Origin of the sequence: Rothia amarae (assembly GCF_014705945.2) — a bacterium.
In the GTDB taxonomy this organism is placed as follows: Bacteria; Actinomycetota; Actinomycetes; order Actinomycetales; family Micrococcaceae; genus Rothia; species Rothia amarae.
Genome location: NZ_CP061538.1, coordinates 751,588 through 777,735, shown reverse-complemented (window position 1 = coordinate 777,735; position 26,148 = coordinate 751,588). Strand labels below are relative to the sequence as shown.

The window sequence follows — 26,148 nt, the reverse complement described above, 5'->3', positions numbered from 1 at the left end:
TTACGCTTCAAGTATTATTTTGACAAGAGATTCAGCAAGCCTTCTACCGAATCCACCACTTTGAGCTTCTCCATATACACGGGGTTCACAAAACCTGCATCCTGCATCGAAGAGATCATGGCAAGTAGCGGATCCCAGAACCCATCAACGTTGAGTAATATGACGGGCTTACGGTGAATCTGCAGATAGTTCCACGTCCACACCTCAAAGAATTCTTCTAACGTTCCCGGACCACCAGGCAGAGCCACAAATGCATCGGCAAGGCTCGCCATACGGGCTTTACGCTCATGCATGTCGCGCACGATTTCCAGGTTAGAAATACCCGTATGCGCTTTCTCTTTTTCCACCATGAAACGGGGAATAATGCCATAGACCGTGCCGCCACCCTCGTGCGCGCCGTTGGCGAGCTCGCCCATGAGACCCGTTCGTCCACCGCCGTAGACCAGTGCAATATTGTTTTCCGCCAGCGCACCGCCTAGCTCACGCGCAACCTGAGAAAATCGAGGGTCATTGCCTTGCGATGACCCCAAGAACACAGCTAAAGCTTTCTGGGGCTGACTATGTTTTGCCGCGGGTTCCTCAATTTGTAGCGGCATTTTCTCTAGCTTGCGAAAAACGCACTCAGTATTCAGAGGAGCCTGATTGTGGTGGTCGCCGGTTTCAGGGTGAACCCACAGTACCTCTTCGATTTCGGCGGCAGGGCTCAGGTCGCGGAGCATCTCAAAAGATCCCATGTCGGCGGGCTGCCATTCGAAAACGTGAGCACGCACCTCAAAACCTGCCTCGTTCAGGGCAGGGGCAACATAGGTGCCCATGTATTCGATATCGTCTTTGGTGAGTTTGAGGTTCAGTTCTTCATATACTTCTCGAAGTGCGGTAGCTGCGGCCCCCTCTCCCTCTTCGGGTTTTCCCCCGGGAAGCATAAAACCGGTTGTTCCGCGCTTTCGCACGGTAAGCACTTCTCCCGATTCGTTCCGAAAGACGACAGCAGAGACACAGATAAATGAAGCCATGGGGTTAACTATATGCCTCCTGGTTTAGCTTTACCCCTTCGGACGGTTACCCAAAGAGGCTCCAGCGATGTGTTTTTGCAGATACTTTTGCAGGACGAGCGCGTGGTTATGTTCGGTATCTTTGGCGGCAAAAAGGAGCGTGAGGTTTTGGGGCTTGTCAGCCTTGAGTTTGTCGATATAGTCCTGCACTTCGTCGCTCTGTTCGAGCTCCTGCTCATAGCGCTCTGAGAATTCTTCAAATTTATCGGGGTCGTGGTTGAAGTCTTTACGAGCCTCAGTCGAAGGAGCTAGAACTTTCGCCCAGTCGTCGATCTCAGCGTCTTCTTTCTTGATTCCGCGGGGCCAGATGCGATCCACGAGAATGCGCGTACCGTCACCCTGTGCCTTATCTTCAAAGATGCGTTTGATGTGAATCTTCATGATTTCTCCTCAGTTTTGCCGGCTTGGTGTCTTTACCAGCCTCTCACGAGCCAAAAAGCTACGCCAGCTCCCCTCTCACAAACCGTCATAAAACAAAAGATAAGGTTCATTCCACGCTAAGTATTCTGTGGTGGCAGGCACAGGAGGGTATTCTAGATGAGAACATAGACGCCTATTTTGGGAGAGTTTCTCAATGTCAAAGATTATTTACACCCACACCGATGAAGCACCTTTGCTCGCCACTTATTCCTTCAAGCCCATTGTTGAAGCGTTTGCAGCAAGCGCCGGTATTGAGGTAGAAACCCGCGACATTTCCCTGGCAGGTCGTATTCTTGCCCAGTTCCCTGATTACTTGGCAGAGGATCAGAAAGTTGCTGATGCCTTGGCAGATCTGGGCGAATTGGCTAAGACTCCTGAAGCTAACATCATCAAGCTTCCCAACATTTCGGCATCGGTTCCCCAGCTCAAAGCTGCTGTAGCTGAACTGCAGGCTGCCGGATACGCGATTCCTGATTACCCCGAGGAAATCAAGGACGAGAAAGATAAGGACGTGCGCGCACGCTACGACCGCGTGAAGGGTTCGGCTGTGAACCCCGTTCTGCGTGAGGGTAACTCTGACCGCCGCGCTCCCCTGTCTGTAAAGAACTTTGCTCGCAAGAACCCCCACTCCATGGGTGCTTGGTCTGCCGATTCCAAGACTTCTGTTGCCACCATGGGCAAGGCTGATTTCCGCGATAACGAGAAGTCAGTTGTGATGAAGTCAGACGATACTCTGAAGATTCAGCACATTGCCGCTAATGGCGACGTCACTGTTCTGAAGGAGTCGCTACCCGTTCTTGCCGGCGAAATCGTCGATGGCACTTTCATGAACGTTGAAGCACTCGATGAGTTCCTCAAGAACGAAATTGCTCTTGCCAAGGAAACCGGAGTGCTCTTCTCCGTGCACCTGAAGGCAACCATGATGAAGGTATCTGACCCCATCATCTTCGGCCACGTGGTTCGCGCGTTCTTCCCCTCCCTCTTCTCCAAGTACGGCGAGCAGCTTGAAGCCGCAGGTCTGAATGGCAACAACGGTCTGGGCGCCATCCTTTCCGGCATTGATTCCCTACCCGCTGATATTCAGGACGGCGTACGCGCAGAAATCGAAAAGGGCTTTACCGAAGGGCCCGCTTTGGCAATGGTGAACTCTGACAAGGGAATCACTAACCTGCACGTTCCCTCCGACGTCATTGTGGATGCTTCCATGCCTGCAATGATTCGCTCCTCCGGCCACATGTGGAATAAGGACGGCGAAGAGCAGGACACCTTGGCTGTGCTTCCCGATTCTTCTTACGCTGGCATCTACCAGGCAGTAATTGATGACTGCAAGAAGAACGGCGCGTTCGATCCCACCACTATGGGTACTGTTCCTAACGTTGGCTTGATGGCGCAGAAGGCTGAAGAGTACGGCTCACACGATAAGACCTTCGAGATTGCAACTCAGGGTAAGGTTCAGGTTGTAAACTCCGCTGGTGATGTTCTCATTGAACACGACGTTCAGGCTGGCGATATCTGGCGTGCATGCCAGACCAAGGACATCCCTGTTCAGGACTGGGTCAAGCTCGCTGTGACTCGCGCCCGCGCGTCTGAAACTCCTGCCGTTTTCTGGTTGGATGAGTCTCGCGCTCACGACCGCAACCTCATTGAGAAGGTCAACAAGTACCTACCCGAGCACGACACCGAAGGTTTGGATATCCGTATCCTCTCCCCCATCGAGGCTACTAAGTTCTCGATTGAGCGCATCCGTAAGGGCGAGGACACTATTTCGGTAACCGGCAACGTGCTACGTGACTACAACACCGACCTCTTCCCCATTTTGGAACTGGGCACTTCTGCAAAGATGCTCTCCATTGTTCCTTTGATTAATGGCGGCGGTCTGTTTGAGACCGGTGCGGGCGGTTCTGCGCCTAAGCACGTTCAGCAGCTTGTGGAAGAGAACCACTTGCGCTGGGATTCACTCGGTGAGTTCTTGGCTTTGGCGGCTTCTTTTGAGCACCAGGCTAAGACGACCGGCAACGAGGCTGCTCAGGTTCTGGCAGATACTTTGGACGCGGCAACCGGTACTTTCTTGAACGAGAACAAGTCCCCTTCACGCAAGGTAGGCGAGATCGACAACCGCGGTTCGCACTTCTACTTGGCGAAGTACTGGGCTGAGGAACTGGCTAACCAGAAGGATAATGCTGAGTTGGCTAAGAAGTTCGCGCCTATTGCGAAGGCTCTAGCTGAGAACGAAGAAGCAATCAACGCCGAGCTGCTCGGCGTTCAAGGTTCAGCAGTTGAGCTGGGCGGCTACTACAAACCCTCAGATGAGAAGGCAGACGCAGCGATGCGCCCGTCGGCAAAGCTGAATGAGATTGTGGCTTCAACCAAATAGAGCAGATTATCATAAAAATTCTCAGGCTTAACCATAAAGATCATGGAATTTTGAGTCAGACACAGCGGGCGATAAGTAGATTCTCTCCCGCTTTTCCCTAAAGCTAGTGCAATTTACGTCACACTCAGTCTGATTGTCGCCTGCTGTGTCCGATTTCCTAATACCTCTTATAGTCAAGCCGAAACACTATTATTACTCCATAAAAAGCACACTTCTATATTTAGATAATCTAGGAAAAAATGAATAAAGAATTATTAATAAAAAAAATAATGTCTGGGGAAGTAGTTTTAATTACTGGCGCTGGTTTTTCAGCAGATCTTAAAGATTTTTATGGTGATCACCTTCCTATTGGAACATCTCTTGCTAAAGAGATTTGGCCACTAGTTTTCGGAAGTGAACCCTTCGATGACAGCACTTCCTTATCAGAAATATTCCAGCTTGCATTAGATGAAAGCAAAATAGGATTAAAGGAGCAATTAGATAAAATATTTCACGTGGACCCAAATTCCTTGCCACAAAGATTCAATATTTGGTATCAATTTCCTTGGAAAGCTGTTTATACCCTAAACGTTGATGATAGCACCGATATTATTGCTAATCAGCTAGCGGATCACATGAATATAATCTCTACTTTTTCTGATTCATTGGCAAATTTAAAAAGTAATAGATTGAATGTGATCCATCTAAATGGCAGAATAGATGATTTTCCTAATGTCACATTCACAGTAGATGATTTCAACGACAGGATGTTAAATGATAGTGCTATTTACAGTCAGTTTATTACAGATATATCAACCAACCATGTCTTAGTCATCGGCTCTAAGCTTGAAGAACCTCCACTCTGGTACCACTTAAGAAAAAGAGAGATTCAATCCCATCGAAAGGAAATGCGACCTAAATCCTGGTATGTTTCACCCAACATCAATATTACAAAGAGAAAGACTTTACAAAAGTTGAACTTCGAATTTATTGATGACAATGAAGAGGAATTTTATGAAGAATATTTACATCCAAATATTATCAATCTTCGACCAGAGCATTACCCTGAGAATCAAGTTAAAAAATTGCCATACTCTTTGGTAAACGAATTATTGGAAGAGTCCAGAACAAAAGAATCATTTAAAGATTTCTTATTAGGCAATGCGCCAACTATTTTAGATGTAACCCGTGGGTACGCTGTCGAATTTGACCAGGACAAAGATTTAATTATTAAAATCCAGAGAATGCAAACCTCTGCTATTATTCTTGGAACTGCTGGTTCTGGTAAGACTACATCATTATTGAGAATTGCTGTTTTACTCCACGCAGAAGGATACAAAATAGGATGGATGGATTCAGAAACCAGTGAACACTCCTCATTTGGAGAAATACTTGACAGCCTCAAAGAATTAGATTTCATTCTAATTGATGATTTTGATCGATTTTCCGAACAAGGAGAACAGATACTCAATCGATGCAAAGAATATGATACTAAAATTATTGTTGCAATGCGCCATCATCGATATATCGGTCTTGAATATGAAAGGAAACAATTATTTGAGATTAAGCACATACTGCATGAACTTTCTCCAGATGACGCATCCAATCTTATAAAAGCGCTGGCAGCAGCACACCGATTAGGTGCACTCGAAGGGCGATCACATCAAGAACAACTTAAATCATTCTTAAGAGATTCCGATAGACAACTAATTGTTTGCTTAAAGGAAGCAGTATCCGGAAGAAAATTTGATGATATCATTGCGGATGAATGTGAAGAGTTAAGGAATGTAGATGAATTCATTTATATTTTTGTGTGTCTCTCAATGACGTTAGACGGATATCTGCCCTCACGCGATGAGATATTTACGGTCGGCGCAATGGCTGAATACACACCTGAGGAAGTAGATTCTTCATTGAAAAAGCTGTTAAAGTCAAGAATTCTAATTATGCAGAATTTTAAAATACTTGCTAGACACCGGGTGATTTCAGAGTCGTCAATAAGATACTATAAGTCAGCAGGTAAACTCCCTAAAGCTGTTTCAACTATTATTAAGTTCTTTTATTCAAAGTCTGACCCCATCGACCCAGGTAGCTCTAAGCATGGCCGTCTCTACATTAGATTAATTAAACACGATACCATTCAAAATTTGGTGGGAACAGTAGGTGGGCGAGAAGTTTACTCGAACGTTGAAGAAATATTAAGCCCTCAATCTCATTTCTGGCTACAGCGGGGAAGCTTCGAAACTTCATATGGTGATTATCATAAAGCAAACACCTTTTTAAATCAGGCAGCAGGAAAATCGCCCGAAGATATTCAAATTAAAACCGCAAAATACTATTTATCATTAATCCAATCTTTCCAAAATAGAAAAAAATTAGGAGAAACTGAAAACTGTCTTAGTATTTTATCTGAGCTTCTCCCGATAGCGATGGAAGCACATAATTCACCTCATTCCTGTGAAGTATTTATTGATTTTTCTTTAAAACTATTAAAATCAAAGCCTCCCCTTGAAGTTGCAGAACGAATTAGGCTTAAAGATAATATGGAATCAGTGATTCAAAGAGCGAAATATAAATATTCTGGTAATCCTAAAATAGCCGATAAAGTTTTTGATGCAGAAAAATGGATATTGAATAATAGTATAATAGTATAAGAAGGTTATATTTTATAAGGGAAAAATTAGTGTTCCCCTTTCGAACTTTCAAAACCTAACTCGTATCAGAATACAGAGTGAAATCCACAAATCACTAGGTTCTCTATGTACTCGCAAATTTAGGAGTTAGACGACAAAATCAGTTTAGATTAAAATTGAGGTTCTGAGTTTTCCCAGGCTAGAAAGCTCAGAACCAATATGAATCGCGCTTAGCTCAAAAAAAATATTTTAACTACATAAACATCACTTGCCTCCAGGTTACAGCAAATAAATTGCTTTACTGTAATTCTTCGCCGCTATCTTGCCAAGCTTCTCGGTTCTGTTGCGCAGCCGCTTTATCCAGTTTCTTCGCGCCGTTTTGCTCGTATCTATGGCCGTAAAGACTCTGAGGCTTATTCAAAAGTATGCACACACCTCACACCCACCAACTAGACAACGGCCCCACCATAGCGGCAACCTTGAGGATAAATAACCACAAATATTCTCAAACCGCACCAGGAAGAACCGTTGCACCACCAGCGTACAACCGGCCTTACCGCCACGCAATTTGCCGCTCTACTGACAGCCCTGACCAACCAACTCATCTGGGGTAAACCAGGAGGAAGACCACCAGCCCTCACTCCAGCTCAGGCACTCAAAACCACTCTGCTCTACCACCGACACAATCTCACCGAAGAGCTACTTGCTGAAATCTTCACCGTCTCGCAACCTACTATCTCACGGACCATCAACACTATCGAAAAGGCGCTTGCAAAGGTCTTCAAACCTCTAGAACAGCCTTTGAAAATGAGCCTGGATGTACCAGGTTCTTTGGTTGTCGATGGAACTCTTGTACCCACCTGGAACTGGCGTTCACTAGGAAAAACAAATTTTTCGGGCAAACATAAACGAACCGGTTTCAACCACCAAGTCATCTGCACCCTCGATGGCAGGCTCTTAGTCATCACTGACCCGCTACCCGGGGCAAGGCATGATGCTCATGCTTTCAGAGCTCACGGGCTAGATCAGCTACTGGATTCCTCGACTCTGGCCGATAAGGGCTATATAGGCCTGGGGTTAGCAACCCCGACCAGGCGTAAGCCTGGTGTGAAAGTGCCTCAGGGTGTCAAGGATAATAATCGCATTATCAATAGATTACGGGCTGTGGTGGAGCGGGTTATCGCTCAAGTGAAGACCTGGCGGGTTCTTTATTCGGGGTTTAGGCGGCCGTTGAGTTTGTATCGGCAGGTGTTTTCGGTGGTGCGGGGTCTGGTGTTTTATGCGGCTGGGAGGACTTTTGAATAAGCCTCTCTAGTTCTCTATATCACCCTCCTAGAGAAACACAGCAGCTTTATTGGACTTATGAGCACTGTCAGCAGTCTGTTTCCGCGCATATTCAGATTGATCAGCTGATGAATACGGATATCTACCACTTCATGCCTACCAGCATGATCCGCGATGCCTTACAACTCTTTGTTGAAAAGAATATTTCTGGTGCTCCGCTAATTGCAGACGAGCGACTTGCTGGGTTCGTCTCCGATGGCTACGTTCTCGCTCATCTAGGCCGCGAAGTTCCGCTTTACACCACGCCGTATTCATTCCTTGCTGAACGAAGACAAGGAGAGAGCGAATTTGATTGAGACGTTGCAGCGGTTTTCGGTCAACCTGCTTCTTCTATCGCTACCGCAAGCGTTATCACTGTAAATGCAAACAGCGACCTCGGTCATGTCAGTACTCTGTTTGCAGATAAGCACCTCAAAAAAGCGCCGGTAGTCGATGCCTCCGGAACAGTTATCGGCATTCTCAACCGTTCCGATATTAACCGCTGCTTCGTTGGGACTTATCTAACTTAAGTCCTATACAATAACTCCCGTTGCCTTGACTTTCATCGAGGACAGCGGAAGTTTTTTTATATTGCCCAGGGGTGTGTCAAGCCGAAGGATTCAACACTCCCCCGGACTCCTCCAGGTAGCAGTTGGCGCACAGCGACTCGTAGCCCACGTGTACGCCGTCGATTGCTACCTGGGAGCCTGAGAAAACAAAGCGCCCGTCCACCGTGCGTCCGTTGAACAGCGCCTTCTTCCCGCAACGGCAAATCGTCTTCAGCTCCTCCAGCGTGTGCGCAATCTCCAGCAGACGAGCCGAACCAGGGAAAGCCCTCGTCTGAAAGTCCGTACGAATCCCGTAGCACATCACCGGCACACCATCGAGCACAGCAATACGCATCAGGTCATCCACTTGGTCTGACGTCAAAAACTGCGCCTCATCCACCAGCAAACAAGAAACAGGCAAATGCTTGTGCGCTGAATCAGGGTGCGCATTCTCCGCCGCATGCAAGAAAAGCTCCCGCACGTTCTCCTCAGCACCAATCAAAAAATCAACATGGCGCGTTACCCCTAGCCGAGAAACGACGTCGGCGTCGCCCTTCGTATCAAGTTGTGGCTTAGCGATCAGAACCCGCTGGCCGCGCTCCTCATAGTTATACGCAGCCTGCAAAAGCCCCGTTGACTTGCCAGAGTTCATTGCGCCGTATCGGAAATAAAGCTTTGCCACCAGAGACCTTCCTTCAAAAGAACTCCTGCAATTCTAGCTAAACAATTCGCTACCCAGCACAAGTGAGATGAGAAGAACGAGTTGCGGCATGCCCATGCAGACCATCCGCCTTTATACTTGTGTAGGCAAACCGCAACCAACGCATAAGGTTCAACGATGATTTCGCACAGTGATATTGAAGCTCTCATGGCTCCTCCAGCACGAGATAGGGACCCGCTCAGTATCATCATCGAGCAAAACAAATCTCGTTTGACCGAGTTGGTTCCCGTACGCATCGGGCGTATGTCCGAGTCGCCCTTCGCCTACTATCGCGGAACAGCCGGCCCCATGGCAGCAGACCTTTCCACCGTGCCGAACTCCGGCGTTATGCCCCTCATCTGCGGCGATGCGCACATCGGTAACTTTGGCTACTTCGCCTCCCCCGAGCGCAACCTGCTCTTTGACCTCAACGACTTTGACGAAGCTGGCCGAGGCCCCTTTGAATGGGACCTCAAACGCCTGGCTACCTCGGTGTACCTTGCAGCAACCGACAACGGCGAGTCTGAAGAAACCGCCACCGTCTTGGCTGAGAAAACATCTAAGTACTACCGCCAGACCATCTTGCGTATGAACGAGGAAAGCGCGCTCAACCGCTATTACTCGCGTGTGAACACGGACATGTTCGAGAGTCTCATCAAAGAAGAATACAAACCGCTCTTTGACAAGTTCGAGCGCAAGGCACGCACACGCAACTCCGAACAGGCACTCCACAAATTCGCGGTAAAAGACGATAACGGCAACCACCGCATTATCGATCAGCCCCCACTGACCATGCACCACAATGAGATTGCCGAAGAAGACCTGCAACGGCTCTGGACCGAATACCAATACACTGCCCGCCCAGATATTCGCTACCTTCTGCGTAACTTCAAGATTCGCGACCACGTGCTTCGCGTAGTGGGCGTAGGTTCGGTGGGCACACGCTGTTTTATTGCGCTCCTTGAAGACCAGCGTAAGAACCCGCTCTTCATCCAGATTAAAGAAGCTCAAGACACCGTTCTGCACAGCTACGGCAAGATTGAGCAGACCTCCGAGTCGCTCGGCTTCCCCGATCGCCCTATGGGCAATGGTTTCCGTGTGGTAGCCGGTCAGCGCGTGATGCAGTCGCAGTCTGACCCTTTCCTCGGCTGGATTGAGAATGTACCTACCCGCCAGGGAGGTACCACCGACTACTATGTACGCCAGTTCCGCGATATGAAGGGGTCCATCAACCTCTCAGCACTCGACCGCGACGGCCTCAAGCAGACCGCTAAGATTTGTTCTTCTCTGCTGGCTCGTGCGCACGCGCAGTCCCGCCATATCGACGACATCGCCGTCTACTGCGAGTCAGATAAGTTCTTCGACCACCAGCTAGGAAAGTTCGCTCACTCCTACGCCCAAACCTGTACCGAAGATTTTCATGCCCTGCGGGCAGCGGTTGAAAAAGGGCAGCTCCCCGTGCAGTACGCCCTCTAACCCGGTTTAGCCGCATAGCAAAAGCGCCGCGCGTCCTCCCTCATACGGGAAAAAAGGACGCGCGGCGCTTTTATGCTCAACTCCGAGCCGGTCAGAGCCAACTAGTCGACCAAACGCTGACTTTCGACGTCAATGCCAGAAACATCGACCTGTTCCAACGGAACCATTTTGCCGTGAGTCACGAACTTATGAATTAGCCACAGAGCAAGGAAGATGGGCAAACCGATGTAAGCCATGGCAACACCTGCCCAGTCGCCGGCAAAAATCGCTTCGTAGTTCTGACCCACAATAACGAGGGCGCACATGACGAAAGCGATAATCGGCCCCAAAGGGAAGAATGGTGCAACGTAGGGAAGATCTTTGAGGCTCTTTCCCTGCTTAAGGTAAGCGCGGCGGAAGCGATAGTGGCAAATAGCAATGCCAACCCAGGCGATAAAACCTGAAAGACCGGACACATAAACCAGCCATTCGTAGGCTTTGCCCTCGCCCATAATTGCCGTGAGGAACCCAAAGAGACCTACGGCGGAAGTAGCAATCAGCGCGGGCATGGGAACGCCACGGCTGTTAACACGCGAGAAAATCTTGGGCGCTTTACCCTCAATCGCCAGCGAATAAAGCATACGGGAGGAAACGTACAGACCGGAGTTGCCTGCAGAGAGAATAGCGGTCAGAATGACGGCGTTCATTACCGAAGCAGCAATCGCCACACCAGCGTGTTCAAACACCAGGGTGAAGGGTGAGTACGCGATGTCGGTGGCGTCCGAGCGCAAAAGGTTGGGGTCGGTGTAAGGAATCAAGAAACCGATAATGACGAACGCACCGATGTAGAACAACAAGATCCGCCAAAAAACCGAGTGGATTGCCTTGGGGACGTCGCGGCGGGGGTTCTCCGATTCGCCAGCGGCAACACCAACCATTTCGGTGCCTTGGAAGGAGAATCCCGCAATCATGAAGATGGAGATAATAGACATCCAGCCGCCCACAAAAGGAGCGTCACCGGTAGTCCAGTTGCTGAAACCGGGTGAATTATCGCCCAAAATACCGATAATCATGGCGACGCCTGCAATCAGGAAGACAATCACGGTAATCACCTTGATTGTCGCCAGCCAGAATTCGCTTTCACCATAAGCACGAGCGGACAGCGCGTTAATCAGAAAGAGAATGAGCAAGAAGCTCGCTGCCCACACCCAGCTAGGAACATCGGGCAACCAAAAATTCATCACAATACCGGCAGCTACCAGTTCCGCTGCCACGGTAATTGCCCAGTTGAACCAGTAGTTCCAGCCCATAGCAAAACCGAAGGACGGCGAGACGTAGCGGGTCGCGAACGTCTGGAAAGAACCGGGAACCGGCAAATGCGCCGACATTTCGCCCAAGGACTGCATGAGCAGAAGAACCATCAAACCGATAACAGAGTAAGCCAGCAAAGCTCCACCTGGACCGGCTGTTGCCACGGTTGCACCGGAGGCAACGAACAGACCCGTACCGATGGCGCCGCCGATGGCAATCATCTGCATGTGGCGGCTCTTGAGACCGCGGTTTAGCTGCTTTTCTGACGGGGGCAGCTCTTCCCTCACGCGTTCAGACATAATCCGACCTTCCGGTCTTAAGAAAATCTAAGGGTAATTAAGACAAACTTCAGATTACCACTGTAGAAACAAACAAGCACCGAGAAATCAGTGTTTTCTCGGTGCTTGAATTGATTTTATTTAAGATGCGTTTTCGTTGATAAACCGGACGTTCGCGCCGTATTCAACGGTGCGGGACACCGTGCAGTCTTTCTCATGCGAAAGCTTCATCAGTCTGTCAACCAACTGCTCGGCTTGCTTGCCCTTGGCATCGTTGGGGAATCGCACGTTGAAGCTGACCTCCACGTCGTCCAGCCGCACAGCGCCGTCCTCATTGAGCTTTATCGCAGAAGGTTTTACCTCGAACACCTCAGGTTCGGAACGGCGGGAGGTCACCACATCGACGTCGATGGCGGAGCAACCGGCGATAGCAGCCAGGAGCATCTCCACCGGATTCAGCAGGCCCTCACCCTGTCCGAACTCCACCGACGCACCTTCACTATTAGTTGCGCGGTAACGCTGCTTTTCAACTCGCTCGACCTTGACCGAGCGATAATTCGGATCGCTCTCTCTGTTAGTTACAGTGTTTGATTCGCTCATGAGATTCCTTAAGGTAATAGGGATTGCCTACCGACGCTACGCCAGGCTGTAGGGGTAGTTGCTTTGCTATTTCTAACAACTCTAACTCCCCTCTTATTTCCACGAGCTGGCATAGGGATCGCTGCAGGAATTACTTTCGTTCTCAGGCTCATTCCGTTTGGCATCAAAAGTATTCTCAAAGATAACAAGCTCATTGCCGATTTAGCAGCGTGGATTCCCATGGGTGCCATCCTCATTCTGGGCGTCTACGTGATGGCAGAAATTGATTACTCCTCCACGACGACGGCGCTCCCCTACCTGATTGCAGCGGTGGTGACGGTGGTCGTCCATCTGTGGCGCAAGAACATTGCGCTCAGCCTTTTGTTAGGCACGGCGACCTGCGTGGTCTTGGCGAACTGGGTGTTTTAGGGATTGTTCCGTTAGCCCGGCGCAGTGTGAGGCAAGCTGGTCGGGTCTGGCGTGAATCGCATTAGTGAGCGCTAGCGAACCATGCGAGAGGGATTGCTTGCCGACACTGCGCCGGACGCCAGGAACAACCGCTTAAACCCAATTCTCTCCGCACACAAAAATGCTCGGCACCTGACGATGCCGAGCATTTCTTACAATAAGCAAATGATTACTTGAGAGCTGCCAAAGCTGCTTCGTAGTCGGGTTCCTCAGTAATTTCGGGAACGAGCTGGGTGTAGATAACCTTGCCGTCTTCATCCAGTGCAATCACAGCGCGAGCCAGAAGACCCTTCATGGGGCCATCTGCCTGAAGTACGCCGAAGTCTTCGCCGAATGAGCTACGGAATGCTGAACCGGAAACTACGTTCTCGATGCCTTCGGCTGCGCAGAAACGCTCGTGGGCGAAGGGCAAATCCTTGGAAACGCACAGTACTACGGTGTTATCAAGGTCCGCTGCCTTTTCGTTGAAGGTGCGAACTGACTGAGCGCATACGCCGGTGTCTACCGAGGGGAAGATGTTGAGTACAATCTTCTTGCCTTTGAAGTCAGCTGCTGAAATATCAGCTAGGTCTGAGCCGGTGACGGTGAATTCAGGTGCCTGCGATCCTACCGAGGGAAGGTCGCTATTGGTATTTACAGTATTTCCTTGAAATTTAGTTTGTGCCATAGCTCCATTGTCTTGCTTTAGCGCACAACTAGCAAGCCCTCTTATATTTTGAGGATGCCGTGGTTAGACCAAACGAATCAAAGCGACCCCGCCCAGCATGAGTACAAGTGAGAGCACCTGCGCCAAACCAACCTGGCGCTTGGGTGCTTGGAGTAACCCCAATTTATCGACAAGAAGTGAACCAGAAATCATGCCAACCAATGCGGCGACCACGGTAAGTCCCGTTCCCAGGAGAGGAACAAGGAAAGCATTTCCAAAGACATAAATAGCGCCCAGAAACCCGCCGAACCACATCCACCAGGGGTTCTTTTTCTGCCCGTCAGGCACGCGAACGCGGAATTTCAGACGTAACACCAATGCCAGAAGAAATAGGACAGTGGTGCCCACGGTGAAAGACACTAAAGCGGCTTGAGTGGGCGAACCAATCAGCACTCCTAGATGTCCATTGATTGCAGACTGTGATGCCATCAGAAACCCTGTACCCAAAGCCAAAGCGCGCCACCCCCAGAGCGAAGGTTCCGCTTGGGGAGATGAATTTGCAGAAACCTGGCGCAGTGCTCCGGTATTTGAACGTGCCTCGCGGGTTTTAGAAGACTGGCGAGAAATACGTTGCCCACCCAACGTAACAGCTCCCACTACACCGGCGAGAACCAGAACCGCGCCGATGACGCGCAACGGAGTCAGCGCCGCCCGGTGAGCTTCGAACAATGCGAAATGATCGATGAGAAGTCCCATCAGGATTTGCCCGCAAATCGGCAGCACAGTGGTTTGAACTCCGCCAAGCTTGGGAAAAATTAGAATGTTAGTAGTGAGTCCAATGACGCCGAAAAGACCACCCAACCAAATCCACAGCGGCTGCTGGGCAACGTCGTCCCAGGAAAAGAAAACGGTACCCTCTACTACCAGAGCGAGCGCAGCCAGAAAAAGCGTTCCACCGAAGAAGGAACCCAACGACGAGAGATAGGGAGACCCTACGGACTGGCGTAACCGCGAGTTGAGACAGGTTTGAATAGGGAGTAGTAACCCAATGAAAATGCCAAAAAATAGACCTGCCATAAAGTACCTTCTTCTACCTGCTCAACATGGTTTACTTTACTCGTCCTGTCGGACTCCCCCGTCTAGTATGAAGGTAATTATTTTCGCCTTCAATCATTGGAGTTAGCGTGAGCGCAGAGTAGTCCCCCGCCGTTCATCAGGAATTTATTAGTGTACGCGGTGCCCATCAGAACAATTTGAAGAGTGTGGATGTTGAGATCCCTAAACGTCAGCTCACGGTTTTTACAGGGGTTTCGGGTTCGGGTAAATCTTCACTGGTTTTTGGCACGATTGCCGCTGAGTCGCAGCGGTTGATTAACGAGACGCACCCGGCGTTTGTGCAGGGATTTATGCCTAATTTGCCGCGCCCCGAGGTGGATATTTTGGAGGGGTTGACGACGGCGATCGTCGTCGATCAGGAGCGGATGGGCGGTAATCCGCGCTCAACCGTGGGGACTGCTACCGATGCTACTGCGCTGTTGCGTATTTTGTTCTCCCGTGTGGCAGAACCTTTTATTGGTGGTCCCAATGCTTACTCCTTCAATGTGGCGACAGTGAGCGCCCAGGGTACTCGTACGGCGGAACGGTGGTCTTTGAGGGTACTCCTGCCGATTTGGTGGCACAGAAGGAGACCCTCACTGGTCAGCATTTGGCGCGGTACACCGCTTAGCGCAAACCCTTTTCGCGCAAGTATTTCTGCGCTTTGGGACGCTCGATTAGCATCATGGTGATGCCCAGAATCATCAGGGGTACTTGGAATGCCATGGCCCACCGGAAAGATTCTAGGTTGTAGGTGTCAGGTGTCCCTGCCCCGGTGAAGTCCAGAATGAGACCGATGGCTAGAACATTCACGAGCGCGCCGAGGAAGCCGCCCATGTTGGCGATGCCTGTGGCGATTCCCCGCTGAGTATACGGTGCGTGGGTGCGTACGACTTCAAAAGCCACCATGGAGGCAGGGCCTCCTATGCCGCCGATCATGGCGGTGAGCGTCATCAGCCATACAGGTGCGCCACCGGGGTACAGCAGTACAGCACACCAGAGGGCGGCAATCACAGCTACCAGACCGGTGACGATTTCTACGCGCTGGCGTATGAATCGGGTGAAAAGCGGCCCGGCAATCAGCCCTGCTGCCATAAGCGCTACCACGTTGAGGCTCACGATAGTTGAGGCTGTGGCGAATGAATAGCCCAGCCCACCGGTCATAAAAGGTAAGCCCCACAGCAACACAAATGAGTTGGTGGAGAAACAGGTGGCAAAGTGAACCCAGAAACCTAGACGTACGCCGGGTCTTTTGAGCAGTGATTTCAAAGCTGGCACTATTCCGCTGGAACCAGGACCTAATACAGGAAGTGCATCGGTAATCGGGACCGCCACGGTGGTAGCTGAGGTGCGCTGTTCGGTGGCAGTATTTTGAGGTTTAAAAAGACGTCGTGCCAGCGGAAGGCTACCCGGTGTATCTTTCAGCAAGATAAAAATCAGCACCATCAAAGCAAGCGCAATCAAGGCAAGGGAACTAAACGCGCCCGTCCAGCCCAGCAAAGCTACTGATGCCGCCAAGGGTGTCACCGCAATGAGCATGCCGCTTTGCCCTATCAAACCGCTGATCTGGTTGATACTGAAACAATCCAGCGCACAGCATGACGCTAGCGCCGAGCCGATCCAGCAAAATGCCCACAGGAATCTGTGCGGCGGCATAGACCGCCAGCTGAACTACCACGAAGGTAGATATCAGAGCAGCCTCCGCCGAGAAATGCTCCTGGGCAACAATTCCGAGCGCAGAGAACGAACTACGGTTGACCGCTGCCAGAACGTAGGTGAGAACGCTCAGTGCCCACATCAAAAATTTGAGGTTACTGGTTTTGTGCATTCTCATCATCTTTCAATCAGTCGGTCAAGGAAAAGTAATTTAGCTGATACCTGCTTCTCGCAACACCTGGCGCATTTGTTCTTTACCCATCTCTACTGCAAGTTTTTGAGTTTCTGTCGCTTGCCCAATCATAGAAATTTTTGGTGCGCCCTCTGGCGGAGCAACTTGCAGAACCTGGGGTGAATCGCGCAAAAGAACTTCCAGCTGTTGCTTACGCCGGTTGCGGTTCTCCCACGTGTGTAATGCCCCAGCGGCGTTCTTTCTCATCCAGAGAGCCACAGCTTGCTGTTTAAGTTTATGGGTGCTGGCTAAATCGACGCTGGGCTGGCGCGTTCTCAGCACCAGCAAGTGGGTGGCGCCTTGGGCGAGCGCCGTTTCGATGGGAATATTCTCTGCCATGCCCCCGTCAATAAAGCGGCGCCCGCCGAGAGAAACCGGATCCCCCGACAGTACCGGAATGCGCGTGGTTGCTTTCATGGCGGTTTTCAAGGTTGCGCGGTCTGTGATAAACGGCGCAAGATCAACGGATTCGCCGCTATCGGCATCCGTGGCTAGGGGGTGGTACTCCACCGGGCTCGCCAGAATTTCCTCAAAACCCATGCGGGTGAAACTCTCATACATTTCGTCCACTAGGAAATCGCCGTTGACGATGGGCTTGCCCCGCACAAAATTTGCAGGCTTGATAATCTCTTTTATCGATTCAGGCGTCCACCAGCCGTGTATGTTCTCATTCGCTTTTTCGCAAATGAGCCATGCCCCATTGAGCGCCCCAGCAGAAGCACCATATACCGCGTCAAAAACGGGAAGCAGTCCGTGCTCCTCCAACACTCCTACCATTCCACCGCCAAAAGCTGCACGAGAGGAGCCGCCTTCAAGAACGACGACGAGCCGCGCGTCGTCGTTTCGTTGACCGGGTTGAGAGCCGCTTTGATGACGCTGACGGATGATTTCCAGGGTTGTGTGCATATACATCACTTTAGTGGGTGGGTGTCGTGTGCCTCCGTCTTAAGGATGAAAGACTTTGCAATTCTTGCCCTCAAAATCAACTAAAGACGCATAGTTTCATGTCCCCCAAGTGGGTAGAATTTTTAGTTGTGCACATAAGTAAATAGGGACAAATAATCATCTAATTAGGGGAAAATTTGATGAAAAATCATTTCTGGGGCGCACTCTTTGCGCTCATACTTGGTGGACTATCACTCGTTCTAACTCCGGCAACAGCAGACACTGGAACCGGATCGCATCAATCAGTCCAACAAACAGAATCTACTCAAGATATCGCCCAGGTTCAGCAGACACCAGAAAATTCTGCTGGGGAGGTACTGCAAAAAGCCGGTCTTGGCACCGTTGCAGTGGGCGCTGGAACTTGGCTTACTATCGCAGGGAAGCGTCGCTTCCAGGAAAACTGCGATTTCTAGAAAAGTCTTTAGCCAGACTTTTCTAAGCTTCATTGAATATCTTTTGTGCAATAAGGAGGGGACCCGCGGGTCTCCTCCTCTTTTATTAAGAATGGGTAAGGGGAAGGTTGACGTGCGACCTGGATAACGGGGCGTTCAATATATGAGATTTGGCGAATGCCAAAGAACGTTTTGAGAATTACTAGAATATTTTTCTGCTTATGACTACTTCCAGTAGCGAGCTCAAACGATCATTGAGCATGTCGAAACTTATCTTTATGGGCCTCGTATTTATTGGCCCGCTGGCTCCCATCGGTATCTTCGGAACCCTGGATGCTAAATCAAATGGCGCAGTAGCAACCGTCTATCTCGTGGCTACTTTCGCGCTAGCACTGACCGGTTCGAGCTACATGCGGATGTCCCGCGAAGTACCTCGCGCTGACTCAGTCTTCGCTTACGCTAACGCCGGCATTGGTCCGCGCACCGGCAACATTGCCGGCTGGATGATTTTGCTCGATTATGTTCTGGTGCCTTCGATTGCATTTATGATTGCGGGCATCGGCATGGCTTTCTGCGCCATGGTTGGTCAGGCTGCAGGCGCCCGCATCATCCTCGATATGTCTCGCTCAGGTCAGCTACCTACCGCTCTATCCAAGGTCAGCGCCAAGCGCCAGGTTCCCTCACTCGCTGTGATTGTAGTTGCTATTTGCAGCATTGGCGTCTCACTGTGGACTTCTACCCGCCCCGACGGTCTTGATTTGCTCTCCTCGCTGGTGAACATGGGCGCGCTGGTTGCTTTCGTACTACTGCACGCCTCAGTGATTGGTTACTACCTGGTACGCCAGAAGGCTAGCGTTCGCGGCACCTGGTTCTCCCACGGTGTTATTCCCGCCGTCGGCGCTCTGATGTTCGTCTTCGTCATTATCGCGGCGAATCCGCTGGCTCAGATTGTCGCAGTGATTTGGCTGGCTGTAGGTTTGATTTACGCTATCGCCACCCGTCAGTTTGGTAAGGCGGAACAGAACGTTCCCGATCTTGAAGAAGAACCACTGATTATGCAGTAATTTCTTCTCTGATATATGCAAGGAGAGGGTCACCTCAGGGTGGCCCTCTCCTTTTTTGTCCTCGATGAATGGAGGGCAACTAGGACGACGGCGCGCCCAACGCCCGTTCATAGGCGGCTCGTGCGTCGGGGTTGAAAGCTACCAGTAGCACCTCTTCCAATAAATGCTGGTGGTGTTGCTCGAAGGTGCGGATAGCGTCAACCGCAATCTGACAGGCGCTGTCCATCGGCCAACCATAAACCCCGGCGGAAATCGTTGGAAATGCTACCGAACGTGCTCCCAACTCGGCGGCAACTTTGAGTGAATTCTCATAGCAGCTGTACAAAATATGGGAACGATTTTCTCGGGCTGAATAGACGGGACCAACCGTATGTATCACCCAATGCGCAGGTAAATCGCCAGCGGTCGTTGCCACGGCTTGTCCGGGCGGTAGACCAGTGGAATACTGCTTCGCGCGTAGTTCTTTACACTCTTTGAGGATGGCAGGGCCGCCCGCCCGGTGGATAGCACCGTCGACTCCCCCACCGCCCATCAGACTGGAATTAGCGGCGTTGACGACCGCATCTACCTTTTGCACCGTGATGTCACCGGATACAACCTTAATCTTCATGCGAATCTCCTCAAACCTAAAATGTATGTAGCAGAGCCATACTTATACAAAAGCTTTCCGCACCCTCTGCCAAAAAATACACCTTTCCCACAAAAATACAATCTGCAGCATGTATTTTTGCTGAAACGGTGTACTTTTTCAGAGTGCTATGAACTGTTCTGTTTACGGATGAGGCAGCGGTTTTTACTCGATATCAGAGGGTTGGATTATCGATGCATTTGACTAAGTTTTTGTTCTAGATGATCCGGGATACCCCCATCTGGTTCTATTCCAAAGAACTCGATGGGACGCTTGTGGCGGTCGTAGGTAATACAGGTGCTAAGGCGCAAATCAAGATGCGAGCCGAGGGGTAGCTCACGCGGGCGTCCGCTACCACCGCCGGTCGTCGTCCCCAAGATTTGGACGTGGTCTAGCCATTGAAGACCCCAGAGGAAATCTTCGCTAGCGCTATACGTCATAGCATTGACCAGAACTATAAGTTTGCCTTTCCATCGGGAAGAAGGGTGAGGCTCAGCCCAACGCTCCCGCATTTTGGATAACTGACCTGTACCGGTGGTGAAGGAAGAATATCCAATCAATATTTTCTCCCGAAGAAAATAGCTACGCATTGTGTTGGCAAGTTGGATATTACCGCCAGTATTATTTCTGAGATCGAGAATGAGTGTGCTATCGCCGGAGTACTCTCTACAGAGCTTTTCCATTTCTTCTGGAATACCTATACCGGAAAGAAAACTTGTCAGCTTCAGATAAACGGTGTGCTCATCGAGGGTTCTTAGTTGGAAAACCTCGGGAAGTGAGGGCTATCGTGCTTCTTCTAGCCATGACGCTTGCTGAGTTGAATCCGAAGATACCGCATGAAAAACACGTGAAGATTGGGGAATTGCCATCGCGTTGCGAGCAGTGATGAATCTATATTGCTGAGGCGAGGCACCTGTTATTCTTTCCCAAAATTCTGCGTTTTCAACTTCTATAGCCCAGCCTTGCTGGACCCCAGCTAAGACAGCAGCTGAATGAGGAGGTACTTCGGTGAGCACTATTATTCCGTCTCTAAGTTCTCCTGTATAAGGCGGGTTATAACCGCATAAACGGCTGTCGATAACAGCTGTATGAGCGTCCCCGAGTTGAGCAACTAGTTCCTGAGACCAAACGCCAAATTCATCCCAGGTAAGTGGCAGATTTGAAAGTGCTTTGGCGAGAATGGAATCCCAGTCCAACCTGCGTAATTCGAAATAAGGATAGGTATTTTTGCACTGTTGAATGAGAAGTTCGATGGCGTCTTCAACAGTTTCAGGTTGCTTCCCGTGAACTACGCCGTCCGCTGAGTTCGCAAGCGAATGAAGCAAACTGAGAGAAGCAAGAAACTGGTTCTCATCACTGACGTGACTCGTTAGAATGCGGTTCTTGTCGTCCCATGCCAACGACGGAAATTCCTTTTGAGGTACTTCTTCAATACACCATTTTGGGGCGGCCTGCGGTGCCTTACCCACCTTTACTTTGACGCCCAGGACAGCCTCATACTCATCAATTTCTTGTGCAATAAGATTGAGCATTGATTCATTCAGCCACTCTTCGAATTCAAGGTACAGGGTGAGTGATGAATCTAAGTTAAAAGCCACCATGGATTTACTATAACTTTAGTTTTGAACAACCAAGCGAGTCTGCAGGGGCGAACTAATGTTTCAACCTATTTACGATATAGAAGGTGGCCTTGGGTGGATGATTTCTGGCAGAACGTTACTTCCCGAAATAACCGACCATACTCTTTTCAGAGAAGTATTCGAGCAAGATAATCTGTTTGTTCCTTTGGAATTATTATGGACGGGCTATCCAGAGCAAGCGCTTCGACTGTTGGATAAGAAGCCCGTTTCAACTCGCCGGCAGGCTCTTATAGCTGACTGCTTTAGAGATTTAGAAAGATACCCAGAAGCAGAACAGATTTATCGTGACTTACTCAAAAACGTTTCTGCCCCTTGTATAGAAGCAACGTTGCATCAACATTTGGGAAAGATTCTGCTCTACGCCGGAGACTACCAAAGTGCACTAGATGAGTTCCGCCAGTCTCTTACCCTCAGAAAATCCCTGGGGGTAGCCCCTGAAATAATTGCATCTTCACAACAGGCTTATGATTTTATGAAGTTAAATACTTATCAAATGAATAAAAGTAGTGAATTTATTAAATAAGTCGTGAATTTGCGAACCTAAGAAACTTCTAGGCTAGACCACATTGGGAGACTAGAACCATATTTAACAATCTTTCCTTTCAAATATATTCCATTAAAAGTGATAGGTATCGATGGCATCGACAGCTTTCCATACGGAGAATGAATTAAAGATATATTCTTATGTGTAAAACTTTCGAATTTATCATGAGAAGGTTGTCTATTATTCATACTAATTAGTGCTCGAGCTGCGCCAAGAAGACTAGTTTTAATCACACCCGATTTATGATGAGCTAGAGATTCAAGAATATACTTCGCGAGGATAAATCCAGTGGAATGATCAAGAGCTTGAACCGGTAGAGCCCCTGGAATTCCGCCCTCTAATGGATTAGATTTACTGCATAGTTCAGAAATTCCTGTGGCTGCTTGAACGATTGAATCAAATCCAGCTCGTGAGCCCCAAGGACCAGAATCTCCCCAAGCAGACAAACTAGCGATAAGAAGATTTGGATATCTATGTCTCAATCCCTCAATACTCAGACCAAACTTATCTAACGACCTGGGAGTATAACCCATAACTAAAATGTGCGTTTTAGGCAGAAGTTTATGGATTAATTCTTTATGGATATAAAGATCAACGACAGCGGATTTTTTCCCCATACCATTAGAAATATATTGATCCCTTAACTCTGGTAAAGCAGGAGGGTCTATTCTTAAAACTTCCGCACCAAGGCAAGCAAGGAGCTGAGTACAAGTTGGACCGGCAATAACTCGTGTCAAATCCAGCACTCTTATTCCTTCCAAAGGAAGGGAGGGATTTTTCGTTTGATAAATTTCAGCAGATTGAGGCTCTAAATCCAACTCCACCCACGGAGTAGACGCCGCTACTATCCCTTGGGGGTGCCGTTGCCATTCCCCTACCTCTCTAACTGCTGATGCAATTCCTCCCCGGTCTATGATAGATTCTTCGATTTCATACTTTGAAATTGTTGGAAGAATCTTCCTCAATTCTTCTTTGCTTTTTATTTTAAAAGTGCTAGCTATGGCGGTTGCATGATGGTCGTAATTTCCATGTAACCGGACCCACCCATCAGATGCCTGAAAGAATCCCGATAGGTCGCCCCAACCAATCGTAGGAGTATCATCAACTTTTAGGTTCTCTAAGCTCGAAAATGAGAATGGTATCTGCGCTAAGTCGCTAGAAATCCTACATTTTATACCTCTGGTATCCGCTACCATTTGAGCCGCTTTGGAAGCCGAACGAACTGAGTGTTTAGCTAGAGTTTCAACGTCGAGAGGACAAGATTTCCATTCCTCATATTGGCGTTCATTCATTAGGTCTCCCTACCGTACCCCATCTATTGACAGTCAATTATCTTTATATATCCGTTTGAAACAGCATACATTTCAATAATCTGATAAAACTTCACACCGATTTTAAGCTGTGTATTGAAAGCTAAAATTACTTAATCGTTAATATCACAACGCCAGAGAACCCACCACCTCATTTATTCTTTGTTGCAGGTAGTTAGGCCAAACCAAGAACGGTTCCGGTAAACAGGGTGAAGGAACCAACCCCTTCAACTCCGCTATTGCGGCAATCGCGCGAGCGATTCCACCGCATTCGGCGAATAAATCCCCCCGAGGTTGGCACTTTGACGAAACCTGTAAAGCGCTTTCAGGTCTCTGCGAGCGCGCAGCACCATAAATTTCCTACGCAAGATGAGGTAAGATTCCCGCAATTGCCGGCTACCAGAGATCGCATCCGGCAACTAACCTGCGTGCCGCCGCACCATCGCCAGAAATACCGATACTGACGTCGTCCGAAATCTCTGCCTTCAGAGCAGCTATTGCCGCACCAGGATTCTCACCTACCACAAAACCGGGCGGAATCTTGATTGATTTGGTTCCTGGCAATTCTGAAAGACGGGCATAAAGTTCTATATCGAAATTGAAATGTGTGGTGGAAGGATTGTCGTAAACAATCACCGGGAGTTCAGTGTTCTGACAGTTGGTAGCGAAATGATTTAACACCTTATTTGCGGTTAAAGGCTAATAGCTCACAGGTGCAACCAGCACCGCACTAGCTTCTACTTGTTCAGCAACTTTAATATGTTCTAGAACCTGCCGAGTTGCCACATCACCAACACCCACGATGAGCGGTTTGCTCTGCATCGTTTCCGCAGCGAGGACGACGGCGTGCTCGCGTTCGGTCGGACTCATATACATATAAGAGCCGGTAGAGCCAAGTACAACGATTGAACCAACCTGCGATTGTTCCAGTCGTTCAAGCAAAGTAACAAAACTCTGCTGATCTATCTCGCTCACGAAAAGGGGTGAGAGGGAAAGCGCTGATGTCAGTAAAAGTAAGCTCACTCATAGGGCTAGTTTAGTTGGTACGGCGAATAACTTTTAGATGCCCTTATAACCCACCGGTAACAAAAAATGGAAAGATTCAAGCCATTCGTTTTTCATCCAGTGAAAAAATCATAATCGTCAAAGGTATTTCTTCCACCACACTCCACATTTTCAATATCAATACTCAAATATTAGTATTCTAAAAATAGCTGAAAACTTTTGCTCTCAGCCGCATACATTCCCCCCTCTGATTTCATATGAAGGTAAAGATGACTTTCGCACTCCCCCGTGTGCCCAAATCGCGCGCCCCCAAAAAATCTACCAAAACCCTCGCAGCTCTCGCCCTCGTCGCAGGTTCGGCATTCTCAGCAACCATCTCCACAGCGCCCGCCGAGGCATATACAACAACCGGGCAGTTTCGCCCTTACGGAAACTCCCAGTACCACGTGTACGCCAACGGAATTGACTGGTCCCAGCCCGTCGGCGTCGTCTTCTACCTGGACGGCGACTACTGGGAAAAATGGCAATCAAAAGTACACAACCCCAGCGACCCAGCGCTAACGGGTATGGCTAAAGTCGCCAACGAACGAAACATGCTTTTCGTTCCCGTTATTTCCCCTGACCAAAATCCATCCGGCGACGGCATTACCTGGTGGGAAAATCAGTATTCAAACGGTAACTATTTCCGTTCATTTGCTAACTGGTTTATTAGCAATACTGCCGTTGATCGTTCGAAAGTATGGACGCTCGGTTACTCGGGAGGCGCCGAAATTGAAACCTTTGAACTTAATGCGCGCAATCAAGAATCGTGGCGCACGGGAGGCGGTTCCATCATGGTGGGCGGCGGAAATTCAAATGGTATTCTCACCGCTCCTTCAAGCAACTTTAAGGGCATGCCTATGGACTGGTACGTAGGTTACGGTGATGGTGCAGGAGTCACCTGGCCGACGAATTGGTCAGCCTGGGGTGCAGCACATGCCGGTAACTCGGTATACCGCAATAGCGGTTTCTACAACACCAACATGAACCATACTGCCGGTGACCACTACGCCTACGACTTCCCCTGGATTCTGGAAAAATCACTCAACGAGGCAGGCGTTCAAAAGCGCTCGTCCTTCAAACTCATGGGAGCAATCGGCAATTACTATTACGGTCATGCCTCTACTCTTGGCGCCCCCACCACGAATGAATTCAGCACCGTGGACGGCGGCGCGGCGCAGAATTTCCGTAACAACACGACCGTCTACTGGACTGATGCAACCGGTGCCCATGCGGTGAACTATAACGGCGGCATAGGCGCAGCTTACCGCGCGGGCGGTTATGAAAACGGTCACGGCTACCCCATGTTTGACGAGACCGCAATTGCAGGCGGAGCCATGCAGAAATTTAGAAATGTTGCCACAGGTAAGGTAACAGCATTCTACTGGGCGCCCAACACAGGAACCTATAAGGTGTGGGAGCCTGGCGCTATCGGTGGCCGCTTCACTCGAGAAGGTGGAACGGGCAAATACGGGTTCCCCGCAGCCAATGAATCAGCGATGGCTGAAGGCGGAGCTACTCAAACTTTCCGCCGATCAGATGGTTCAGAAACAGCTTTCTACTGGTCGGCTCAGACCGGAACCCATACACTCGTGGGTAAGGGCGGCATTAATAACGCTTATAAGAACTGGGGTTCCGTCGAAAAGTTTGGCTACCCCGTAACAGATGAAACTGTGCAGAAGGACGGCACCGTCACCGTCAAATTCAGTAAGGGAAAGACTCTGTCTTGGTCTCCTAAAACCGGCCAGGTTACTGAACTGACAACTAAGTAATGTACTAAGAATCTACTCATAAATGTAGCTTCTTATACTAAAAGCCCCTGTTCTCCCACG

The 26,148-nt window shown here is 49.5% G+C and carries 25 protein-coding genes and 2 pseudogenes; 12 read left to right on the top strand and 15 right to left on the bottom strand.

Annotated features, from left to right (window positions below):
* Positions 1–14 precede the first annotated feature (14 nt).
* Both IDM48_RS11635 and IDM48_RS03705 read right to left on the bottom strand, forming a co-directional pair.
* Positions 15–1,013, bottom strand: a complete 999-nt coding sequence (locus IDM48_RS11635) for a TIGR00730 family Rossman fold protein (RefSeq protein WP_190618114.1) — start codon at positions 1,011–1,013, stop codon at positions 15–17.
* Positions 1,014–1,043: 30 nt separating this feature from the next.
* Positions 1,044–1,433, bottom strand: coding sequence for a DUF488 domain-containing protein (locus IDM48_RS03705; RefSeq protein WP_190618112.1), 390 nt, complete (start codon positions 1,431–1,433; stop codon positions 1,044–1,046).
* A gap of 193 nt (positions 1,434–1,626) precedes the next feature.
* Here IDM48_RS03705 and IDM48_RS03700 point away from each other — a divergent pair, with 193 nt between their 5' ends.
* From IDM48_RS03700 to IDM48_RS11810, 5 genes are all read left to right on the top strand, one after another.
* On the top strand, positions 1,627–3,846 hold the full coding sequence (locus IDM48_RS03700; protein ID WP_190618111.1) for an NADP-dependent isocitrate dehydrogenase: 2,220 nt from the start codon (positions 1,627–1,629) through the stop codon (positions 3,844–3,846).
* A gap of 239 nt (positions 3,847–4,085) precedes the next feature.
* Positions 4,086–6,479 carry a P-loop NTPase gene (locus tag IDM48_RS03695; protein ID WP_190618109.1) on the top strand — a complete coding sequence of 798 codons (2,394 nt, stop codon included), beginning with the start codon at positions 4,086–4,088 and terminating at the stop codon, positions 6,477–6,479.
* 507 nt (positions 6,480–6,986) lie between these two features.
* A complete protein-coding gene (locus IDM48_RS03690; protein ID WP_190616923.1) occupies positions 6,987–7,763 on the top strand; it encodes a transposase family protein in 777 nt (258 codons plus the stop codon).
* A 107-nt stretch (positions 7,764–7,870) separates the two neighbouring features.
* A complete protein-coding gene (locus IDM48_RS03685) occupies positions 7,871–8,098 on the top strand; it encodes a CBS domain-containing protein (protein ID WP_190618106.1) in 228 nt (75 codons plus the stop codon).
* 36 nt (positions 8,099–8,134) lie between these two features.
* Positions 8,135–8,311 (top strand): CBS domain-containing protein, encoded by a 177-nt coding sequence (locus tag IDM48_RS11810; RefSeq protein ID WP_190618624.1) that lies wholly within the window; start codon positions 8,135–8,137, stop codon positions 8,309–8,311.
* 76 nt (positions 8,312–8,387) lie between these two features.
* Here IDM48_RS11810 and IDM48_RS03675 read toward each other — a convergent pair whose 3' ends face one another.
* Entirely contained in the window at positions 8,388–9,011 is a 624-nt protein-coding gene (locus tag IDM48_RS03675; protein ID WP_190618104.1) for a thymidine kinase, read from the bottom strand.
* Between the two features lie 156 nt (positions 9,012–9,167).
* Here IDM48_RS03675 and IDM48_RS03670 point away from each other — a divergent pair, with 156 nt between their 5' ends.
* Positions 9,168–10,505: a DUF2252 domain-containing protein gene (locus tag IDM48_RS03670; protein WP_190618103.1), complete on the top strand. Its 1,338-nt coding sequence runs from the start codon at positions 9,168–9,170 to the stop codon at positions 10,503–10,505.
* A 101-nt stretch (positions 10,506–10,606) separates the two neighbouring features.
* Here IDM48_RS03670 and IDM48_RS03665 read toward each other — a convergent pair whose 3' ends face one another.
* Positions 10,607–12,094, bottom strand: coding sequence for an amino acid permease (locus tag IDM48_RS03665; protein ID WP_145173559.1), 1,488 nt, complete (start codon positions 12,092–12,094; stop codon positions 10,607–10,609).
* 120 nt (positions 12,095–12,214) lie between these two features.
* A complete protein-coding gene (locus IDM48_RS03660) occupies positions 12,215–12,673 on the bottom strand; it encodes an OsmC family protein (RefSeq protein ID WP_068168969.1) in 459 nt (152 codons plus the stop codon).
* Between the two features lie 63 nt (positions 12,674–12,736).
* On the opposite strand from IDM48_RS03660, the gene IDM48_RS03655 reads away from it, so the two are divergent.
* Positions 12,737–13,081, top strand: coding sequence for a branched-chain amino acid transporter permease (locus IDM48_RS03655; protein ID WP_190618101.1), 345 nt, complete (start codon positions 12,737–12,739; stop codon positions 13,079–13,081).
* A 208-nt stretch (positions 13,082–13,289) separates the two neighbouring features.
* On the opposite strand, the gene tpx is transcribed toward IDM48_RS03655, so the two are convergent.
* The gene (gene tpx / locus IDM48_RS03650; RefSeq protein ID WP_068168965.1) at positions 13,290–13,787 is read right to left on the bottom strand and encodes a thiol peroxidase; all 498 of its coding nucleotides are present in this window, start codon (positions 13,785–13,787) and stop codon (positions 13,290–13,292) included.
* Positions 13,788–13,850: 63 nt separating this feature from the next.
* On the bottom strand, positions 13,851–14,843 hold the full coding sequence (locus IDM48_RS03645) for a DMT family transporter (protein ID WP_190618099.1): 993 nt from the start codon (positions 14,841–14,843) through the stop codon (positions 13,851–13,853).
* Between the two features lie 146 nt (positions 14,844–14,989).
* Between IDM48_RS03645 and IDM48_RS03640 the strand changes: the two are divergent.
* Positions 14,990–15,409 (top strand): annotated as a pseudogene (locus IDM48_RS03640) (P-loop NTPase family protein); the annotation flags it as partial.
* Positions 15,410–15,488: 79 nt separating this feature from the next.
* On the opposite strand, the gene IDM48_RS03635 reads toward IDM48_RS03640, so the two are convergent.
* Genes IDM48_RS03635 through IDM48_RS03625 form a run of 3 tightly spaced genes read right to left on the bottom strand, consistent with a single transcriptional unit; the run spans position 15,489 to position 17,655 of the window.
* On the bottom strand, positions 15,489–16,400 hold the full coding sequence (locus IDM48_RS03635; RefSeq protein WP_186303143.1) for an MFS transporter: 912 nt from the start codon (positions 16,398–16,400) through the stop codon (positions 15,489–15,491).
* Positions 16,336–16,689, bottom strand: a complete 354-nt coding sequence (locus IDM48_RS03630; RefSeq protein ID WP_186303144.1) for an MFS transporter — start codon at positions 16,687–16,689, stop codon at positions 16,336–16,338. The genes IDM48_RS03635 and IDM48_RS03630 overlap by 65 nt, the downstream gene beginning before the upstream one ends.
* Positions 16,690–16,728: 39 nt before the next feature.
* On the bottom strand, positions 16,729–17,655 hold the full coding sequence (locus tag IDM48_RS03625) for a patatin-like phospholipase family protein (protein WP_190618097.1): 927 nt from the start codon (positions 17,653–17,655) through the stop codon (positions 16,729–16,731).
* Between the two features lie 179 nt (positions 17,656–17,834).
* On the opposite strand from IDM48_RS03625, the gene IDM48_RS03620 reads away from it, so the two are divergent.
* Both IDM48_RS03620 and IDM48_RS03615 read left to right on the top strand, forming a co-directional pair.
* Positions 17,835–18,107 (top strand): hypothetical protein, encoded by a 273-nt coding sequence (locus IDM48_RS03620; RefSeq protein WP_145173576.1) that lies wholly within the window; start codon positions 17,835–17,837, stop codon positions 18,105–18,107.
* 200 nt (positions 18,108–18,307) lie between these two features.
* The gene (locus tag IDM48_RS03615) at positions 18,308–19,150 is read left to right on the top strand and encodes an APC family permease (protein ID WP_190618095.1); all 843 of its coding nucleotides are present in this window, start codon (positions 18,308–18,310) and stop codon (positions 19,148–19,150) included.
* Between the two features lie 79 nt (positions 19,151–19,229).
* On the opposite strand, the gene IDM48_RS03610 is transcribed toward IDM48_RS03615, so the two are convergent.
* The 3 genes from IDM48_RS03610 to IDM48_RS03600 form a co-directional block, all read right to left on the bottom strand.
* On the bottom strand, positions 19,230–19,760 hold the full coding sequence (locus IDM48_RS03610; RefSeq protein WP_083147137.1) for an O-acetyl-ADP-ribose deacetylase: 531 nt from the start codon (positions 19,758–19,760) through the stop codon (positions 19,230–19,232).
* A gap of 206 nt (positions 19,761–19,966) precedes the next feature.
* On the bottom strand, positions 19,967–20,461 hold the full coding sequence (locus tag IDM48_RS03605) for a S41 family peptidase (RefSeq protein WP_238398030.1): 495 nt from the start codon (positions 20,459–20,461) through the stop codon (positions 19,967–19,969).
* A gap of 99 nt (positions 20,462–20,560) precedes the next feature.
* Positions 20,561–21,379 (bottom strand): hypothetical protein, encoded by an 819-nt coding sequence (locus tag IDM48_RS03600; protein ID WP_190618094.1) that lies wholly within the window; start codon positions 21,377–21,379, stop codon positions 20,561–20,563.
* Between the two features lie 55 nt (positions 21,380–21,434).
* Between IDM48_RS03600 and IDM48_RS03595 the strand changes: the two genes are divergently transcribed.
* Positions 21,435–21,941, top strand: coding sequence for a tetratricopeptide repeat protein (locus IDM48_RS03595; RefSeq protein WP_190618092.1), 507 nt, complete (start codon positions 21,435–21,437; stop codon positions 21,939–21,941).
* Between the two features lie 17 nt (positions 21,942–21,958).
* Here the strand turns inward: IDM48_RS03595 and IDM48_RS03590 are convergent, their stop codons facing one another.
* Together IDM48_RS03590 and IDM48_RS11630 are read right to left on the bottom strand one after the other, a co-directional pair.
* Entirely contained in the window at positions 21,959–23,254 is a 1,296-nt protein-coding gene (locus IDM48_RS03590) for a CoA transferase (RefSeq protein WP_190618090.1), read from the bottom strand.
* A 414-nt stretch (positions 23,255–23,668) separates the two neighbouring features.
* Positions 23,669–24,247 (bottom strand): annotated as a pseudogene (locus IDM48_RS11630) (dihydrodipicolinate synthase family protein).
* 299 nt (positions 24,248–24,546) lie between these two features.
* On the opposite strand from IDM48_RS11630, the gene IDM48_RS03575 reads away from it, so the two are divergent.
* Positions 24,547–26,088, top strand: coding sequence for a hypothetical protein (locus IDM48_RS03575; protein ID WP_190618084.1), 1,542 nt, complete (start codon positions 24,547–24,549; stop codon positions 26,086–26,088).
* Positions 26,089–26,148 lie beyond the last annotated feature (60 nt).

Excerpts from the sequence above, each read along its gene's own strand:
- IDM48_RS11635 (WP_190618114.1), bottom strand. The coding sequence starts at position 1,013 with ATGGCTTCATTTATCTGTGTCTCTGCTGTCGTCTTTCGGAACGAATCG.
- IDM48_RS03705 (WP_190618112.1), bottom strand. The coding sequence starts at position 1,433 with ATGAAGATTCACATCAAACGCATCTTTGAAGATAAGGCACAGGGTGAC.
- IDM48_RS03700 (WP_190618111.1), top strand. The coding sequence starts at position 1,627 with ATGTCAAAGATTATTTACACCCACACCGATGAAGCACCTTTGCTCGCC.
- IDM48_RS03695 (WP_190618109.1), top strand. The coding sequence starts at position 4,086 with ATGAATAAAGAATTATTAATAAAAAAAATAATGTCTGGGGAAGTAGTT.
- IDM48_RS03685 (WP_190618106.1), top strand. The coding sequence starts at position 7,871 with ATGAATACGGATATCTACCACTTCATGCCTACCAGCATGATCCGCGAT.
- IDM48_RS03670 (WP_190618103.1), top strand. The coding sequence starts at position 9,168 with ATGATTTCGCACAGTGATATTGAAGCTCTCATGGCTCCTCCAGCACGA.
- IDM48_RS03665 (WP_145173559.1), bottom strand. The coding sequence starts at position 12,094 with ATGTCTGAACGCGTGAGGGAAGAGCTGCCCCCGTCAGAAAAGCAGCTA.
- IDM48_RS03660 (WP_068168969.1), bottom strand. The coding sequence starts at position 12,673 with ATGAGCGAATCAAACACTGTAACTAACAGAGAGAGCGATCCGAATTAT.
- tpx (WP_068168965.1), bottom strand. The coding sequence starts at position 13,787 with ATGGCACAAACTAAATTTCAAGGAAATACTGTAAATACCAATAGCGAC.
- IDM48_RS03645 (WP_190618099.1), bottom strand. The coding sequence starts at position 14,843 with ATGGCAGGTCTATTTTTTGGCATTTTCATTGGGTTACTACTCCCTATT.
- IDM48_RS03635 (WP_186303143.1), bottom strand. The coding sequence starts at position 16,400 with ATGCTCATTGCGGTGACACCCTTGGCGGCATCAGTAGCTTTGCTGGGC.
- IDM48_RS03630 (WP_186303144.1), bottom strand. The coding sequence starts at position 16,689 with ATGCACAAAACCAGTAACCTCAAATTTTTGATGTGGGCACTGAGCGTT.
- IDM48_RS03625 (WP_190618097.1), bottom strand. The coding sequence starts at position 17,655 with ATGCACACAACCCTGGAAATCATCCGTCAGCGTCATCAAAGCGGCTCT.
- IDM48_RS03620 (WP_145173576.1), top strand. The coding sequence starts at position 17,835 with ATGAAAAATCATTTCTGGGGCGCACTCTTTGCGCTCATACTTGGTGGA.
- IDM48_RS03615 (WP_190618095.1), top strand. The coding sequence starts at position 18,308 with ATGACTACTTCCAGTAGCGAGCTCAAACGATCATTGAGCATGTCGAAA.
- IDM48_RS03610 (WP_083147137.1), bottom strand. The coding sequence starts at position 19,760 with ATGAAGATTAAGGTTGTATCCGGTGACATCACGGTGCAAAAGGTAGAT.
- IDM48_RS03605 (WP_238398030.1), bottom strand. The coding sequence starts at position 20,461 with ATGGAAAAGCTCTGTAGAGAGTACTCCGGCGATAGCACACTCATTCTC.
- IDM48_RS03600 (WP_190618094.1), bottom strand. The coding sequence starts at position 21,379 with ATGGTGGCTTTTAACTTAGATTCATCACTCACCCTGTACCTTGAATTC.
- IDM48_RS03595 (WP_190618092.1), top strand. The coding sequence starts at position 21,435 with ATGTTTCAACCTATTTACGATATAGAAGGTGGCCTTGGGTGGATGATT.
- IDM48_RS03590 (WP_190618090.1), bottom strand. The coding sequence starts at position 23,254 with ATGAATGAACGCCAATATGAGGAATGGAAATCTTGTCCTCTCGACGTT.
- IDM48_RS03575 (WP_190618084.1), top strand. The coding sequence starts at position 24,547 with ATGACTTTCGCACTCCCCCGTGTGCCCAAATCGCGCGCCCCCAAAAAA.